The 18,352-nt window shown below is 36.9% G+C and carries 13 protein-coding genes; 11 read left to right on the top strand and 2 right to left on the bottom strand.

What is annotated here, in order from left to right; all coding sequences use genetic code 11:
• Nucleotides 1-74: 74 nt before the first annotated feature.
• The 8 genes from ASF92_RS17640 to ASF92_RS17675 all read left to right on the top strand — a co-directional run bounded on the left by ASF92_RS17640 (nucleotide 75) and on the right by ASF92_RS17675 (nucleotide 11,439).
• Nucleotides 75-410, top strand: a complete 336-nt coding sequence (locus tag ASF92_RS17640) for a MerR family transcriptional regulator (RefSeq protein WP_056096320.1) — start codon at nucleotides 75-77, stop codon at nucleotides 408-410.
• Nucleotides 411-521: 111 nt separating this feature from the next.
• The gene (locus tag ASF92_RS17645) at nucleotides 522-2,615 is read left to right on the top strand and encodes a DPP IV N-terminal domain-containing protein (protein WP_056096323.1); all 2,094 of its coding nucleotides are present in this window, start codon (nucleotides 522-524) and stop codon (nucleotides 2,613-2,615) included.
• 113 nt (nucleotides 2,616-2,728) lie between these two features.
• Nucleotides 2,729-3,529 (top strand): hypothetical protein, encoded by an 801-nt coding sequence (locus ASF92_RS17650; RefSeq protein ID WP_056096326.1) that lies wholly within the window; start codon nucleotides 2,729-2,731, stop codon nucleotides 3,527-3,529.
• Between the two features lie 22 nt (nucleotides 3,530-3,551).
• Nucleotides 3,552-5,549: a helix-hairpin-helix domain-containing protein gene (locus tag ASF92_RS17655; protein WP_231729857.1), complete on the top strand. Its 1,998-nt coding sequence runs from the start codon at nucleotides 3,552-3,554 to the stop codon at nucleotides 5,547-5,549.
• A 79-nt stretch (nucleotides 5,550-5,628) separates the two neighbouring features.
• Nucleotides 5,629-7,716, top strand: a complete 2,088-nt coding sequence (locus ASF92_RS17660) for a ComEC/Rec2 family competence protein (RefSeq protein ID WP_082489609.1) — start codon at nucleotides 5,629-5,631, stop codon at nucleotides 7,714-7,716.
• Between the two features lies 1 nt (nucleotide 7,717).
• Nucleotides 7,718-8,494, top strand: a complete 777-nt coding sequence (locus ASF92_RS17665; protein ID WP_056096338.1) for an enoyl-CoA hydratase/isomerase family protein — start codon at nucleotides 7,718-7,720, stop codon at nucleotides 8,492-8,494.
• Nucleotides 8,495-8,516: 22 nt separating this feature from the next.
• Entirely contained in the window at nucleotides 8,517-9,173 is a 657-nt protein-coding gene (locus ASF92_RS17670) for a hypothetical protein (protein WP_056096342.1), read from the top strand.
• Between the two features lie 94 nt (nucleotides 9,174-9,267).
• A complete protein-coding gene (locus ASF92_RS17675) occupies nucleotides 9,268-11,439 on the top strand; it encodes a S9 family peptidase (protein WP_056096345.1) in 2,172 nt (723 codons plus the stop codon).
• A gap of 234 nt (nucleotides 11,440-11,673) precedes the next feature.
• Here the strand turns inward: ASF92_RS17675 and ASF92_RS17680 are convergent, their stop codons facing one another.
• Both ASF92_RS17680 and ASF92_RS17685 read right to left on the bottom strand, forming a co-directional pair.
• Complete coding sequence (locus ASF92_RS17680) at nucleotides 11,674-12,384, bottom strand: DUF3307 domain-containing protein (RefSeq protein WP_056096348.1); 711 nt, start codon at nucleotides 12,382-12,384, stop codon at nucleotides 11,674-11,676.
• Complete coding sequence (locus ASF92_RS17685; protein ID WP_056096351.1) at nucleotides 12,384-12,995, bottom strand: SatD family protein; 612 nt, start codon at nucleotides 12,993-12,995, stop codon at nucleotides 12,384-12,386. Before ASF92_RS17685 ends, ASF92_RS17680 begins: the two co-directional genes overlap by 1 nt.
• A gap of 154 nt (nucleotides 12,996-13,149) precedes the next feature.
• Between ASF92_RS17685 and ASF92_RS17690 the strand changes: the two genes are divergently transcribed.
• The 3 genes from ASF92_RS17690 to ASF92_RS17700 all read left to right on the top strand — a co-directional run bounded on the left by ASF92_RS17690 (nucleotide 13,150) and on the right by ASF92_RS17700 (nucleotide 18,350).
• Nucleotides 13,150-14,205 (top strand): ligase-associated DNA damage response exonuclease, encoded by a 1,056-nt coding sequence (locus tag ASF92_RS17690; protein WP_056096354.1) that lies wholly within the window; start codon nucleotides 13,150-13,152, stop codon nucleotides 14,203-14,205.
• Complete coding sequence (locus tag ASF92_RS17695) at nucleotides 14,202-15,800, top strand: ATP-dependent DNA ligase (protein WP_056096357.1); 1,599 nt, start codon at nucleotides 14,202-14,204, stop codon at nucleotides 15,798-15,800. The genes ASF92_RS17690 and ASF92_RS17695 overlap by 4 nt, the downstream gene beginning before the upstream one ends.
• Nucleotides 15,801-15,872: 72 nt before the next feature.
• Complete coding sequence (locus tag ASF92_RS17700) at nucleotides 15,873-18,350, top strand: ligase-associated DNA damage response DEXH box helicase (RefSeq protein ID WP_056096360.1); 2,478 nt, start codon at nucleotides 15,873-15,875, stop codon at nucleotides 18,348-18,350.
• Nucleotides 18,351-18,352: the final 2 nt, after the last annotated feature.

Below are 18,352 nucleotides of genomic sequence, written 5' to 3' on the forward strand. Positions count from 1 at the left end.
TAATCAGGAAAAAACCCGCTACATTTGAATACTTTAGTTAACCGTTGTAAAACCCTAATAATCAATCACAACTTATGCCGTATAAAGAAAGAGACATCAACAAAATGTACTATACCATGGGCGAAGTGACTGAAATGTTTAATGTAAACGCATCCCAAATCCGTTTTTACGAAAAGGAATTCGACATACTTCAACCTAAGAAAAACAAAAAAGGCAACCGCCTATTCACTCCCGAAGACATCGAAAATTTAAAGATAATCTTCAACCTGGTTGATGAAAAAGGTTTTACTTTAAAAGGTGCGAAAGATTATCTGAAAAATAATAAAGGCGATGTTAAGGAGAACCAAAAAATCATTGATTCGCTGGAAAAACTAAAAGGGTTTTTAGTCAATTTGGCACAAGAGTTATAAACACAATTTAATCTAATATCGTTTCCGGCTAAATATCGGCTTAACAAAGTTAAATTTCATCTTTTATTGCAATCGCAAAAAAATTACCTTGGTCAATCAAATTCAACTAAGATGATTTTTTGTTATAAAGCGATTTATACATCAGTTCTACTGATTTCTCTCACTTCATTGACTTTCGCACAAGGCACTTTGGCCGATTACCAGCGTGCAGAAAAATTCAACGGCGAATTTCAAAATAAGATTTATTATACGCCTAAGGATATTTCTTTCAATAAGGAGGACAAGACTTTTACTTATTCAATAATAACACCAAAAGGGATTAAATATAAGTCTGTTAACCCTAATACGCTGGAAGTTATTACCATTGACCAGCTAAAAAATATCACTCAAATATCTAATGGAAATAGACGCGATTGGCTGCGTAATGAACAAAAGGAAATTACCTCTCCTGATGGCAAATGGATTGCTTACATCAAAGAATATAATGTTTTTATTAAATCAGCCGATAAAAATATAGGTATACAACTCAGCTTTGATGGTACGAAAGGCAATGCTTATGCCGACGACCTGAAGTGGGCACCGGACTCTAAAAATCTGGCTACTTTTAAAATTACGCCAGGCGTTGAACGTACTTTATATTTAATTGAAAGCTCGCCAGCTACACAGGTACAGCCTATCCTGCAAACCAGGAATTACCCTAAGCCAGGCGATGTATTGGAGCAGCGGCAACCTGCACTTTTTGACATCGGAAACAAAAAGCAAATTCCCATTGATTTAAACAAAACCCAAAACCAGTATTACGTAACCAATATCGTTTGGCGTAAAGACAGCCGTGCCTATACCTTTGAATACAATCAACGTGGACACCAGGTTTACGCAGTTATGGAGGTTGATAGAAAAGGTAATATCAAGGAAATCGCTGGAGACCACAGCAACACGTATTTTATGTATTACGCCAAAAAGTACCGCTTTGATGTAAACGACGGCGAAGCAACAATCTGGATGAGTGAACGCGATGGCTGGAATCATTTGTATTTATACGATTCTAATGGCAAAATGAAAAACCAGATAACAAAAGGCGATTGGGTGGTCAAAAAAGTAATTTATGTTGATGAGAAAGCTAAAACGATCATTTTTGAAGGCAACGGAATGGAGCGTGGCCAGGACCCCTATTTAGTTCAATATTATAAAATCGGTTTAGACGGCAAAGGTTTGGTAAAATTAACGACTGAAAATGGCAATCATAGTGCTGTTTTTAATGATGATTATAGTACATTCATTGATACCTATTCGCGCATAGATAAAACATCGGTTACCGTGCTACGTGATGCGAAAACAGGCAAAATCCTGAAGGAAATCGAGAAAAGCAATGCTGATGAATTATTAAAAACCGGCTGGAAATTACCCGAGGTTTTTACCGCGAAGGCGCGTGATGGCAAAACCGATATCTGGGGGATGGTTATACGCCCGAGCAATTTCGATCCGGCTAAAAAATACCCGGTTATAGAATACATTTACGCAGGCCCACATGATAGTTTTGTACCTAAAAACTTTGTGAATGACATCAGACCAGCATTACACGAGCTTGCAGAATTAGGCTTTATTGTCGTGCAATGTGATGGTATGGGCACTTCCAACCGTTCGAAAGCATTTCAGGACGTGAGCTATAAAAATCTGAAAGACGGTGGTTTTACTGACAGGATTTTATGGATAAAAGCATTGGCAAAAAAATACAATTACCTGGACATAACCAGGGTTGGAATTTTTGGAAACTCGGCAGGCGGTCAAAATTCTTTGGCAGCCTTACTATTTCACCCCGAATTTTATAAGGTTGCAGTTTCCTCTTCTGGTTGCCATGATAACAGGATGGATAAAATATCATGGAATGAGCAGTTTATGGGCATATTAGGCCCTCATTATGCGGAAAATAGCAATGTGGATAATGCCTGGCGATTGCAAGGCAAATTACTTTTAATTTTAGGCGAACTTGATGATAATGTCGACCCATCTTCAACCTATCAGGTAATCAACCAATTAATAAAGCACAATAAAAATTTTGATTTTCTTTTTGTACCCGGGATGAAACATTCATTAGGCGGCGATTACGGCGAACACAAACGCAGGGACTTCTTTGTAAAGCATTTATTAGGTGTCGATCCACCAGAGTGGAATTGGAAACCAGGTGTCACAATACCTAAATCTTAATTTCAGAAATTTAAACGATTTTTCTTCTTAAGCATTTAAAAAATGTAAATAATTTTCCTACATTAGATAAAGTAACAATCACCCTATTTTTTTTAACTGGTTAAACCCTTTTTATGAAAATATGGAATGTATTGTTAATCTCCCTCAGCCCCGTTTATTTATTTGCTCAAAACAATTTGGGCCCCAGGCTTACCGCTATGGGGAACAATGGCGCAGCAGTAACCGATGTATGGGCCATTCAGTCTAACCCTTCAGCGATTTGTGATTTTAAAACGCCCGCTATCTCCATTAGCTACATCAAACACCTTTTTAGTGATGAAGTCAGCACTCAAGCACTAGCCGCTGTCGTTCCATTTAAAAACAACTCTTTTGGTGCTGGTTTTCAACGGTATGGACTTCCTGAATACCAGGAAAATAAAATCAGTTTTGCCTATGCAAAGAAGTTTGGAAAAAATCTTTCATTTGGTTTAAACATAAATTACCATCAATTAAAAATTGAAAATTATGGTTCATCAACAGGTTTTTCGGTGGACGTTGGTGCATTTTTCCAATTTTTAAATCATTTTGCTGTAGGCGCTTTTGTCAGTAATCCCTTTAAGCAAAAATTCAGTAACGTTGAAATTTTAACAGAGATACCACCTTCATATAATATCGGAACTAGTTTCTCTGCATCAGACAAGCTCATAATCGCAACTACTGTCAGCAAAATCATCAATCATGCCATTGATGTCAGTCTAGGAATCGATTACAAAATCATTGATTTACTCAGTTTGCGTGGCGGTTTAAGTGTAAAGCCATTTAAACAATATGCCGGTTTTGGTTTGAACTACAGGAAATTTCTATTGGATATGGCAACTACTTACGATGCCAATCTTGGTTACGCGCCTCAAATTGGAATTGGTTATGCATTTTAAGTTAATGACAATATTGCTTTTAATGATAGGATTCATTACAAGAGCGCAAATAGCGGAACAGGAGGTTAACGTTCGGGATATACTGGAAAGTGTCGCAGAGAACCTTCCTGAAGATTATGATTTGACGGAACTGATTGAAGTATTGAATCGGTACCGGAAACACCCGGTTAATCTAAATAAAACTACACCTGATGAATTAAAGACTTTTGTTTTCATTTCCCCACTGCAAATCAGCAATTTCTTTGCTTACCTTAAAGAAAACGGAAACCTTATTGATGTATTAGAACTACAGAGTATCGATGGCTTTACCACTCAAACCATTCAAAATTTACGCCCATTTATTACCTTAAATCCGGCAACGGAATATGAAAAATTCACTTTAAGAAATATTTTCCATCATGGCGAAAATGATTTGTTGATGCGTTTTACGCAAATAGTGCAAAAACAAAATGGTTTTACTGATTTGGCAGGAAACCGATATCTAGGCTCACCAGAGCGGTTTCAGATGCGTTACCGTTATAATTATGGAACAATCGCTTCTGCAGCGATAGTATTAGAAAAAGATGCAGGAGAAAAATTTATAGGAAAACCCTTTGATTTTATTTCCGGACATATTTCGCTTTCCAAATTAAATCGGATCAGGAAATTAGTAGTTGGTGATTATAGTTTGCAATTCGGTCAGGGACTTACCATGTGGTCGGGTTTTGCTTTTGGAAAGGGTCCGGATGTTACCAGTGTAGCAAAAAAAGATTTAGGCTTACGGCCTTACGCTTCGTCGAATGAATATGCTTTTTTACGTGGTGTATCTGCAACAATCGCGATCAACGAACAAATAAACATAACACCATTTGTTTCCTACCGGAATCTGGATGCTAGTCAGGATACAGGTTTGGATGGCACGCTTGTTCAGTCGACCATAAATCAAACCGGTTATCACCGCACACCTGCGGAAATAGAAAATAGAAATTCTTTAAGCCAATTGGTTTATGGAGCCAATGCCCAATACAATAAAAATGAACTCGTAATTGGTCTTATAACATATCATACTAAATTCAGCAATGGTTTCGTCACACAAAAACCTATTTACGATAAATTCGGTTTCACTGGCAGATCATTAACCAATGTTGGTGCGTATTACAATTACACTTATAAAAATATTTATTTCTTTGGCGAAACCGGAAAAAGTTTACATGCAGGTTTAGCTTATTTAAACGGTGCTTTAATTAGTCTATCCAGCATGGTTTCGGCAGCAATTACATATCGATCCTATCCGAAGAATTATCATAATTTCTTCAACCAGGCTTTTGCCGAAGCAACTGAGGCGGTTAATGAAAAAGGATTATACACTGGTTTAAACATCATCCCCGACAAGCATTGGTCATTTTCCTTTTATGGAGATTATTTTCAGTTTCCATGGTTAAAATTTCGCGTCGATGCACCATCGAAAGGTTACGAGATTTTAAGTCAGGCGGTTTATACACCAAATAAAACTTTCAAAGTTTTAGCGCGATTTAAAATGGAAAACAAACAACAAAACACAGATTTTGATCCACCAATCAATTTTCTGGATGATGTTAAGAAATCGAGCTATCGTGTGGAAATAAACTGGCAGCTGAACAAAAAATGGACTTTCCAAAACCGGCTTGAGGTTGGGCAATATCAAAAAGGCGATGTCAATCCGGAATCAGGTTATTTGCTTGCTCAGGATGTAGATTATTCACCCATGTTTTCTAAAATCACCGGAAACTTAAGGGTAGCCTATTTTAACACATCGGGCTATAACAGCAGGATTTATGCTTATGAAGACGACGTTCTATATAGCTTCGCATTTGGAATGTATAGTGGAAAGGGTGTAAGGACTTATTTAAATTTAAAGTATAATTTGTTTAAGAAATTAAATATTTGGGCCAGGTATGCCCTGTTTATTTACAAAAATGTAGAGAGTGTCGGGTCCTATCTTGACGAGATACAGGGAAATAAAAAATCGGAAATAAAAGTTCAGTTACGATACCAGTTTTAAAGTCATGTGAACTCAATTGTCATATTTCGCATGCTCATAGAATTAGAAATACAATCAGCAAATATTTAAACAAAGCTTAATGTTTAAAGCAGAATATATTTTCGTAAGGATTCTTTGCCCATTTATAACCGGAATTTGCATGCTTTACTTTTTTCAAAATAAGTGTGCGGTTTTAATGTTTTTAATATTATCAGCTATAACATTTTTATCTTTTTTTATCATCAATATTCGTTATAAAAGGCTAAATGCTTATAAATTTAAAGGGTTTACCGGCATATTAATTTTCGTTTTCTTTTTTTGCTTTGGAGGCCTGCTTTGCCTGTTGAAAAGTGAAAAACTTAGACCTGATTATTTCGCGAATAAAGAATATACCTGTTTAAAAATCTGGATAAATGAAGAACCAGAGCAAACCAAGGGGATTTTAAGATTTAAAGCACGTGTTGTTTCGGGCTATGAGGATTCAAAACAGATCAAACTAAGCGGCCAATTATTGATTGCACTCAAAGCAGATAGCCTTCGTCCGATTCGTTTAAAATATGGCGACGAATTAATTGTGTATGCTAAATATGACGAAGTTGAACCGCCTTATAATCCTGCCGAATTCAATTTTAAACATTGGCTCGCCAGTCAAAACGTTTATCAGCAAATTTTCACCGATCAGGCTCATATTATTAAAACAGATCGCAATAATGGCATAGTGGTTATAAAATTTGCGCTGGATTTAAGAGAACAACAAATCGCAAAATATCGGCGACTTATCAAAAATGACGAAGCTTTTGCAGTTGCCTCAACCTTAATTTTGGGCTATCGCGCAGATTTAAGTAAAGAAACTTTAGCAGCATACTCTAAAACAGGAACTATTCACGCACTTTCTGTTTCAGGTAGCCATGTGGCCATTATCTTTTTTCTGCTCGATTTTCTTCTGTTTTGGTTCAATAAGAAATGGTACTTAAAAATCGTCAGGTTTGTGTTGATTTGCAGCTTTATATGGATTTATTCATTAATAACCGGACTATCGCCATCAGTTGTACGGGCGGCAATTATGATAACTATTTTTATTACAGCTAAAACCTTTGCGAAAAATAAAAATGGCTATAATACACTGGCTTTCGCTGCTTTCTGTCAGTTAATCTATAACCCCTTTTCAATCTGGGATGTCGGTTTCCAGCTATCTTATATTTCAGTCTTCGGACTTATATATCTTCAACCGAAAATTTATAAATGGGTTTACGTAAAAAATAAGTGGTTAAATAAAATCTGGGAGTTAATTGCACTTTCATTAGCGGCACAATTGGTCACCTTTCCGTTGTGTATTTATTATTTCCATCAATTTCCGGTTTATTTTTTAATAGGAAATCTATTTATCTCCATCCCGCTGATTGTAATTATGATTTTAGGAATTGGCGTTTTAATTCCATTTGTCAGCAGTCTTTCTCCTGTTTTTGAATGGATTATTGTTTTTACAAATTCAGTGTTAAAATGGATAGCAAATTTACCTTATTCAACATTGTCATCGGTATGGTTAAATTTCCCTGAGTTAATCCTATTATGTTTTGCTTTGGGACTATTTGTCTACGCGATGGCAGTGTACAAAAAGAAAATTCTGATGATATCCTTAATGGTGTACGTAATTTATTCTTTTACCATATTTTACGACAACAGGCAAGCTATCCGTCAGAAAAAAATTATTTTCTACTCATTAAGGAAAAATTATGCTGTTGCTTTCATAGATGGTGTGCAGGCTGTTTTGATAACTGACCTTGATACACAGAATAGAAACTACCAGTTCTCGATAAAACCAGGCCTGGATCAATCTCTAATATCGAAAATAAATTTAATCAGTCTAAAACAAGATACCCAAATATCGACTTTTCTTAAAAAAGGCAATCAAATTGTTTTTAACGGTTATAATATTTTAATTGTAGATAGCAAATTGAATTATAAGAAATTAATAAGCAATGGGAAATTTTCCAGCCTCTGGATAACTGAAAGCACTCGTTTTAAACCGGAGGATCTTTCTGAAGAAATGGATTATAAAACCATACTGATTGACGGTACAAACAGAGATTACAAAACTGCAGCTTTTAAAAGCTTTGCTAAAAATAACAAAATTGGTTATTACGTATTAAAGAAAAATCCTGCATATTTGGTCAACCTAAACCAATGATATGAACAAACTGGTTTTATACAGCGTAGAAGATAGAATTGCATCCATAACCATCAACAGACCGGAGAAACGTAATGCTTTAAACCCCCAATTAATTTCAGAATTAACAGAAACTTTCCTCCTTGCTTCGGAGGATGACGCGGTAAAAGTGATTATATTAAAAGCTAATGGAAATAGTTTCAGTGCAGGTGCAGATTTGGAATATCTTCAGCAGCTACGACTCAATACGTTTGAAGAAAATGTAGCCGATTCCAATAATTTAAAGAAACTTTTTACGACAGTTTATTATTTGCCCAAGGTAGTTATTGCACAGGTTGAAGGCCATGCCATTGCAGGCGGCTGTGGTTTAGCTACAATATGTGATTTTGTTTTTGCAACCCCTGAAAGTAATTTTGGCTACACAGAAGTTAAAATAGGTTTCGTGCCAGCTATTGTTTCATGTTTCTTAAAACAAAAAGTTAATGAAACCATTGCTAAAGAATTGTTGCTTAAGGGCGATATATTTTCTGCTGAAACGGCGCTTCATTACAATCTAATAAATTTTGTAACAAAATCATCAGAAATTCATCAAAAAGTTAAGGAATTTGCCTTAAGTTTGTGTAAAGAGTGTTCTGGAAATTCTCTGATGATCACCAAACAATTAATTACACAAACAACCAATCCTACATTAGAGAAAAGCTTAGAAATTGCAGTTCAAATAAATGCCCTTGTTAGGGAAAGCAATGACTTTAAAAAAGGCATTGAATCGTTTTTGAACAAAGAAAAAATTAACTGGTAAAAACATATAACTAAAAATAAACATGCTAAAATCAATCAAAACAAGCGTTGTAGCTTTAATCCTGGTAAGTACGGCCATTATTGCTCATGCACAAAAAAAGATAACTGAAGGAACTTTGGTTTATGGAGTGAAATATAAAGTTGAAATTCCTAACGCACCTGAAGAACAAAAAGTTAAATTTAATGGAGATGTTTCCAAGCTGGAAATGAATTTTGGACCGGCATCCATTGGTGTTTTCATGGATAGCAAATTGGGAACCGGGCTGCTTTTAGTTGATATTCCCGTAGCTCAAAAGCAATTGGCTTCGAAAATGACTAAAGCAGACATGGAAGAATCTAATGCTGCAAAACCAAAATATTCTGACTTTAAAGCGACTGGCGAAAAGAAAGCTGTTGGAGGTTATAACGCAGAAAAATATACATTCAAAGATGATAAAGGTGGTACAGGCGAGTTATGGGCAACAACAGATGTAGATGTTCCTGTTACAATTGCTACAGCAGATTTCAAAGAAGTTAAAGCATTTGTTGTTTTAGTTGAAACGTCCATGGCAACAGTAACCTTAAAGTCCATTACTGAAGGAAAAGTTGGTGAACTTTCTGTAACTAAAGTTCCTGCAGGATATGATGAGATTTCTTATGCTGAAATGAAGGCATTGCAACAACAGGGTGGCGGTGAATAATTAACCGATATCTGTTAATTAAAGGCTTTTTAACTGCCGGCTTTTTATTTAAATTAGCCCGAAAGTTAAAAAGCTTTTTTATGACTAAACTTCTATGATAAAAAATTTATTACTCAAATTATCAATTACCTGCATCGCCATTTGCTCCTTAGTTGATGCAAAAGCGCAAAGTATTAACTGGGCAAAGGATGGCAACGCTTATTACCAGATTGCAGGCGGTGAAATTGTTTCTGTAACGCTGCCAAAAAGCGAACGTAAAACTGTTATTTCAAGAGCTTTGTTGACGCCTGCAGGGAAAAATGCGCCCATTGCTGTTCGTAGTTTTCAGCTATCCGCTGATGGTACAAAAGCGCTGATTTACACCAACAGTAAAAAAGTTTGGCGTTACGATACCCGTGGAGATTATTGGTTAGCCGATTTAAATACAAGTAAGATAATCCAGATTGGTAAAGACAAACCTGCGTCGTCACTGATGTTTGCTAAATTGTCTCCAGATGGAACTAAGGTAGCTTATGTAAGTAAACACAATTTATATGTTGAAAATATCGATGGAACAGGCGCCAAGGCTTTAACAACTGATGGAACCGACCGAATGATTAACGGGACCTTCGATTGGGTTTACGAGGAAGAGTTCGATTGCAGAGATGGTTTCAGATGGAGTCCGGATGGAAAATCAATTGCTTACTGGCAAATTGATGCAACAAAAATCAAAAATTTCCTGATGATAAATAATACCGATTCCATTTATCCTTATACCATTCCGGTTGAATATCCAAAAGTTGGCGAAAACCCTTCAGCTTGCAAAGTTGGTGTGGTTGACATAGCAACAGCTAAAACCAATTGGCTGAATGTTCCTGGCGATAATATTCAACACTACATTCCTCGTATGCAGTGGGTACCAAACAGCAATGAAATCATTTTACAGCAATTAAACCGCGAGCAAAATGAAAGTATTGTTTTTATTTGTGATGCGAGCAGTGGCGCTGCAAAAGCAATTTACACTGAAAAAGCTAAAGCCTGGATAGATGCTCAGGATGAATGGAAGTGGCTAAATGATAATAAAGAGTTTACAATTACATCTGATAAAGATGGTTGGAACCACTTATACCGGATTAGTCGCGACGGTAGAAAAGTGACCTTGGTAACTAAGGGAAATTATGATGTGGTTGATGTAAAATTAATTGACGATAAGGGTAATTATTTATATTTTATTGCATCGCCTACCAATGCTACTCAACGTTATCTGTATAAAACCAAGTTAGATGGCAAAGGCAAGCTGGAGCAGGTTAGCCCTTCTACCCTACTTCCTGGCACCCACAGTTATGATATTTCACCAAATGCAGCTTTCGCCCGCCATACTTACAACAGTTCTACGGTTAGACCGGTTACAGAATGGATGAACTTTGCGACGGGAAATCCTTTTACCATGGATGGCAGCATTACCACACAATTATCTAAACAGGAGGCTCAAAAAAATAAAGTAGAGTTCTTTAAAGTAACTACTGAAGATGGTGTTGAAATGGATGGATGGATGAAAAAGCCAGACAATTTTAATCCTGATAAAAAATATCCGGTCGTATTTTATGTTTATGGTGAGCCGGCCTCTCCAACGGCATCAGATACTTATGGAGCAGGAAGAAATGGTTTATATGCCGGCGATATGGCCAAAGATGGTTACATCTATATTTCTATGGATAATCGGGGTGCACCTGTACCTAAAGGCGCAGCCTGGCGCAAAGGCATTTATAAAAACATTGGCGTAATTAATATCCGTGACCAGGCGATGGCTGCGAAGAAATTATTATCCACAAATTCATTTATGGATAAAGACCGTGTGGCAGTTTGGGGCTGGAGTGGTGGTGGTTCTTCAACTTTGAATCTGATGTTTCAATACCCGGAGATATATAAAACAGGAATTGCAATTGCGGCCGTTGGTAATCAATTAACTTACGATAATGTTTATCAGGAGCGTTATATGGGCACTCCTTTTCCAAGCAAGGAGGCTTATATTAAAGGTTCTCCGGTTACACATGCTAAGAACCTAAAAGGGAACCTGCTCTATATTCACGGTACCGGCGATGATAACGTTCACTATCAAAATGCCGAAATGTTAATTAACGAATTGATTAAAAACAGAAAGGTTTTTCAACTGATGAGCTATCCTAACCGTACTCACAGTATTTCTGAGGGTGAGGGAACCAGCGAGCATTTATCGCTTACTTACACCAAATTTTTGAAAGATAATTGTCCTCCCGGAGCAAGATAGAATGTAATATTTAAAAGCAATTTCAGCGGGGAGTCGGTTTCGACAGCCCCGCTTTTATTTAATCTTTTCATTGCTTTCCTACTCCCAAATTGATCGTAGCGAGAAGGAAAAACACTTTTGCAATCTTTCTGATCAGAAATACAAAAAGCATTTCCATTCATTAGTGACTGGAAGGCAGTGATGTACCACTATTCATATCTTGCTTAGCGTATACCAAAAAAATAACCAGGAAATTTATTTAACCAAACCTGTAATCATTAACGAAATAATAATTGCAATTCCGAAACTTAGCAAAGTTCCAATTAACACATATTCCGTTAATTTTAAATCATGAGATTCTTTTAAATCACCAAAGCGGAAAATAGATTTGGCTGCCAATAGAAAACCAACGGCCTCAAAATGATTGGTTAATATAAAAACGAAAATTAATACACGTTCTAAAATTCCAATATACTTCCCTGCATTCTGCAGCGATTTCGGACTTTCATCATCACTTTCAGGCAACCACTTTGCAATGATTACTTTCATTATAATCGATGTTGGCATTGTTAAAAACAACGCGCCAATAATCAAAGCCCATGTTTTCTGCTCGTTGATAAAGCTAACATCTAAATAACCTTTATAGAAAATATGCCAAACCAACACAATCGAACTCAAGTGCAAAACCTGGTCAACAAAAAATAAGATTCTGGCATTCTTCTTTGTTTGAAATATCGATTTTAAAGCATCAATTATTAAATGCAGCAGTCCAACCAATAAAGCTATTTTCCAAAAGTCAAAACTTAAAAAAACAACAAATATCAGAACTACATGAACCAAAACATGCAGATATAACTTTCCCGATTTTAATTTATTTCTTTCTTTATCCTTAACCCAAGAGCTAGGCTGAAGAAAAAAATCTCCAACTAAATGAGCGATAATAAGTTTAATTAGATATATTTCCATTATTTCAAAAGCATTTGGTTTAATTTTTTACGATACAGTTTATCCATTTCCATTATCTCTGAATAATTGGCCCGTTTTAAAGCCCCACTTACTAAAGGCTGTGTTCGCCCTGAAAGAACGGCCAACTCACTTTGCAATCTATTCTCGTTCTCTAAAGCCAATTTTACCATTTCTGCGGCAACTATTCCCCAACTATCCATCGCAATTAAAGATAACCTAATTAAAACGTTTATTTCTTCATCAAAATCAGCTGAGTCAGTTTTAATTGCCAAATTAACCTTAGCTTGTTTTAAACTATCAAAAGCAGTTCCCGAGTTCACAAAAGCATCTCCACTCGATTCAGAAAGCTTTTTACGTTTACTTTTTACATCACCAATGCCAATTCCCATTCTTACATCTGCAGGCTTATTTATTCTTATACAAGCCTTTATATAAGCTGCAGTTTTAATGGCATTTTCTGGTTCAATTTCTACTTGAAAGCTATCACCCCGAAATATCTCCCATTTATTATTCTGACCTGAGACTACTTTCAAAGCGTTTTTTAAACTTAACAACCAGCTATCCTTAATCTTTCGGGAGCCTACAATATCTCCTGTTATAATACAAATCATAATATAATATTGAACTATTTAATCAAATTTAATAAAATTATCTGCTATTTACCAGATATTTCAATTTATCTGCTATTTACCAGATATTTCAATTTATCTGCTATTTACCAGATATTGCTATAAAACTTAAAATTAGATTTATTGTTTAGTACATATGGCATTAATTGAATTTACTAAAAGAGGCATTTACTGTAAGCAAGGCGATTTTTATGTAGACCCTTGGTGGCCTGTAGATTATGCTGTGACTACACATGGCCATAGTGACCATGTACGTTTTGGAAACAAACATTACCTTTGTCATACACTCACAAAACCGATAATTAAGCGAAGAATAAGCGAAGATTTGGATGTAGAAACGCTTAATTATGGCGAGAGTACCGTTCGCAATGGAGTAAATATTTCATTCTATCCTGCAGGTCATATTATTGGTTCGGCTCAGGTTAGATTGGAGTACAAAGGAGAAATCTGTGTCATATCTGGCGATTACAAAATAGAAGATGATGGCATCAGTGATGTTTTTGAACCTGTAAAATGCCATTCCTTTGTTTCAGAAAGCACATTTGGTTTGCCTGTTTATAAGTGGCAGAAACAAGATATCGTTTTTGATAAAATTAAAAGCTGGGTGAGTGATAATATCCCACAACAGAAAACAAGTGTGCTCATTGCATATAGTTTAGGTAAGGCACAACGTTTGATTAAAAACTTAGCTGGCGATGTTCCAATTTATGTTCACAATAGCATTGCAAACCTTAATGAAGTAATTATCAATGCTGGCGTAAACCTGCCAGAAACCATCAGAATTACACCAGAAACCACTAAAGATGAATTACAAAAGGGAATTGTAATTGTTCCTCCCGCTATGCGTGATAGTCGTTGGATTAAAAATTTATCACATCCGGTAACGGGTATCTGCTCGGGTTGGATGCAGGTTCGGGCGCACCGCCGCTGGCAAAGTGCCGATGCTGGTTTTGCTTTGAGTGACCATGCCGATTGGACGGGTTTAATGGATGCAATTACCGCAACCGGAGCAGAAAAAGTTTATGTTACACATGGCTTTACAGCAGCTTTTAGTCGTTTTTTAAATGATGAGGGCATCGAATCGGAAGAAGTGATGACCAAATTCGGGCAGGAAGATGATGAAGAGAACAAAGTAGATTTAATAGATACAGAAAATCTTAATACTGAAACCGAAAACCAAACGTCAGTATGAAAAGATTTGCCAAACTTATTCAACAGCTTGAATTAAGCAATAAAACAAACGATAAAATTGCAGCCCTGGTTGATTATTTCAACTATGCTGATGATAAGGATAAAATCTGGGTGATCGCTTTATTTACAGGTAAAAAACCCCGGAGACCAATCAAATCAGCCTTATTAAAATACTGGGCAATAGAAATTACGCAAACACCTGATTGGTTATTTTCTGAAAGTTACTCTAATGTTGGTGATTTAAGTGAAACCATCGCCTTGCTCCTGCCGCCTGCCGAAAACACATCAGATTTCCAGCTGCATAAATGGATTGAAGATTTACATGACTTAGAAGGAAAAGATGATGAGACCAAAAAGAGTTTTATTTTAAATGCTTGGAATACGCTGGAAACTCAGGAACGTTTCATTTTTAACAAACTCATTTCAGGTAACTTCAGAATCGGCGTTTCAAATAAAATGCTCGTAAATGCGCTAGCAAAACAAAGTAGTTTAGATAGCGCCCAAATTATGCACAGCATTATGGGCAAATGGAATCCGTATGAAATTACATTTACAGAACTAATTAATGGGACACATGTCAATACAGATAATTCCTGGCCATATCCTTTTTGCCTCGCTTATGCATTAGAACAAGAACCCGAAAAACTCGGTGATATTTCAGAATGGCAGGCCGAATGGAAATGGGATGGTATCCGCGGACAAATTGTAAAGCGAAACGGTGAATTATTCATTTGGTCGCGAGGTGAAGAACTGGTAACAGAACAATTTCCCGAACTTCATTTTTTAATTGATGTTTTGCCCGATGGTGTAGTTCTGGATGGCGAAATACTAGCTGTTCAAGAGAAACAGGTTTTATCCTTTAGCACTTTACAGCAACGTTTAAATCGTAAAACAATAAGCAAAAAGCAATTAGAAGATGCACCGATTGGTTTCTTTGTTTATGATATTTTAGAATTTGAGGCAAATGACTACCGTGAGCAACCATTAAGTGAAAGAAGAAAAATATTAGAGCAATTAATTGGCGGTTTAGATGAAAGTGCTGTCATTTTATCACCCGTTGTAAAATGCAAAACCTGGGAAGAATTGGCAGAGTTGAGGCAAACTTCTCGTTCCATCAATAGTGAGGGAATTATGCTCAAGAAATTGAGTTCTCATTACCACAGCGGCCGTAAACGTGGCGATTGGTGGAAATGGAAAATAAATCCATATACGGTTGACGCCGTTATGATTTATGCCCAGAAAGGAAGTGGCCGCAGGGCAAATTTTTTTACTGATTACACTTTTGCCGTTCGTGATGGTGAAAATCTGGTTACCATAGCAAAAGCTTATTCTGGCTTAACCGATAAGGAAATAAAAGAAGTAAATTCGTTCGTCACCAGAAATGCTATCGAAAAATTTGGACCTGTACGAACCGTTAAGCCTGAATTGGTTTTTGAAATTGCATTTGAAGGGATTGCAGAAAGTAAGCGGCACAAAGCAGGCTTGGCGCTCCGTTTTCCTCGTATTTTACGCTGGCGAAAGGATAAAAAAGCAGCTGAAATTAATACACTTGAAGATTTGAGGCAGTTGCTGGCATCAACATTTATAAATGATTAAAAACTGTATTTCATTTAATTAGAATAAAAGGAATACCAGGTTTTTACCACTGCTCAAATATTATAACTATACATGGACCAAACGAAAACCAAAGGCTACAAAAAAATTAAGCAATGGCTTAAAGCCAACGGTCGCAAGCCATTTAAATTTCAGGAAGATGCCTGGCAAAATTACCTGAACGGTTACAGCGGATTGGTAAATGCGCCAACAGGTTTCGGAAAAACGTTCTCTTTATTCTTGGCCGTTGCCATCGAGGCGTTAAATGCTTCAGAGGAGCGTAACAAAAAAGCAAAAGACCGTTTACAACTGATCTGGATTACCCCACTTCGATCCCTTGCAAAAGATCTTGCAAGAGCGATGCGGGAAACATTAACCGAACTCGAATTAGATTGGCATGTTGGGGTTAGGAACGGAGATACTTCACAGGCTGAAAAGGTACAGCAAAAAAAATCAATTCCGGAAATTTTACTAATTACACCAGAAAGCTTACACCTTTTACTGGCACAAAAGGGGTCATCAACTTTGTTTAAAAACCTGAAATGTATTGTTGCTGATGAATGGCACGAACTGTTAGGAAGTAAACGTGGCGTGTTGGTCGAGCTTGCTGTTTCCAGAATTAAAGGCCTGCAAAAATCAGAGAAAAATCAATTTTTAAGGGTCTGGGGAATTTCTGCAACCATTGGCAATATTGAAGAGGCACTTGATGTTTTAGAACCTAACGAAGAAGCAAAAAGAGTTATCATAAAAGCCGATTTAGAGAAAAAAATCATTATAAAATCTATTCTTCCTGATGATATTGAAACGCTACCCTGGGCCGGGCATTTGGGTTTAAAACTGGCCTATAAACTGCTTCCAATCATCGAAAAAAGTAAAACCACGCTAATCTTCATCAATACACGAGGGCAATCGGAAATGTGGTACCAGCATTTACTAAATATTGAACCTGATTTAGCTGGTAGAATTGCAATCCATCATGGCTCAATAGATTTTGAATTGCGTAACTGGATTGAAGATGCCCTGCATACCGGCCAGTTAAAAGCAGTTATTGCAACATCATCGTTGGATTTGGGTGTAGATTTCAAACCTGTTGATACGGTAGTGCAAGTTGGTTCTCCAAAGGGTGTTGCGCGTTTTTTGCAACGTGCCGGCAGGTCCGGGCACTCGCCACATGAGGTTTCAAAAATATACTTTCTGCCCACTCATGCACTAGAATTAGTCGAGGCTGCTGCAATTAAAGAAGCTGCTAAAACAAACAACATAGAGCGTCGTGAGCCTTTTATTATGGTTTTCGACACCTTGATTCAATACCTGGTTACGTTGGCGATCGGCGATGGATTCGATGATAAGGTAATTTACGAAGAGGTAAAAAATACGCATGCCTTTAAACTTATTTTACCAGAAGAGTGGACCTGGGTTATGCAATTTATTACATCAGGTGGAGATAGCTTAAGTGCTTACAATGAGTTTAAAAAGGTTACAAAAGATGACGATGGATTGTGGAAAGTAAAAAGCAGGCAGCTCGCTATGCGGCATCGTTTACACATTGGTACCATTGTGAGTGATGCCATGTTGAAAGTCAAATTCCTTTCTGGTGGCTACATTGGCATGGTGGAAGAATATTTCGTTACGCGCCTGAAAGCTGGCGATAACTTTAGGTTGGCCGGTCGTGTTTTAGAATTTATTCAGGTTAAAGACATGACGGTAATCGTTCGGGTGAGCAAACAACATAATGCCATTTCGCCGAGCTGGAATGGAGGACGATTACCACTATCTTCAAACTTAGGTTCGGTATTGCGCAAAAAATACAATGAGGCCCTGGATAAAACACATCAGGATGAAGAACTGGACTCGGTTTATCCATTGTTTCTGCTACAGGAAAAACGTTCGCAGGTACCGCGAAATGATGAATTGTTAATCGAACTCATCAATAATAAGGAGGGTTTCCACCTTTTTGCCTACCCATTTGAAGGCCGATTGGTACATGAAGTCTTAGCAGCATTAGTGGCCTATCGTTTAAGTAAACTCTTACCCATTAGTTTTTCTATAGCGATGAACGATTATGGGTTTGAATTATTGAGTGAAACCGAAATTCCAATGGATGAATCGATAGCTTACGAAGTTTTCTCCCCAAAAAACCTGACTGAAGACATTACTTTGAGCATCAATTCAACAGAAATGGCACGCAGGAAATTTCGTGATATCGCCTGTATTTCTGGTTTGGTTTTTCAAGGCTATCCCGGAAAATATGTTGCCAATAAACATCTCCAGTCATCCGCAGGTTTATTTTTCAATGTTTTTAGCGATTACGACAAACATAATTTACTTTTGCGCCAGGCTTACGATGAAGTTTTTTATCAGCAGTTGGAAGAACCCAGACTGGCAGCCGCTTTAGAGCGAATTCAAAATAGTGCAGTTGTAATTACAAACCCGAAAAGTTTTACGCCCTTATCATTTCCGATAAAGGTTGATAGTTTAAGGGAAAATATGAGTTCGGAGGAATTGGAACAAAGAATTGCCAGAATGAAAGCCGAATCAGAGAAATTTAAGTAGCA

It is taken from the genome of Pedobacter sp. Leaf176, from assembly GCF_001424305.1.
In the GTDB taxonomy this organism is placed as follows: Bacteria; Bacteroidota; Bacteroidia; order Sphingobacteriales; family Sphingobacteriaceae; genus Pedobacter.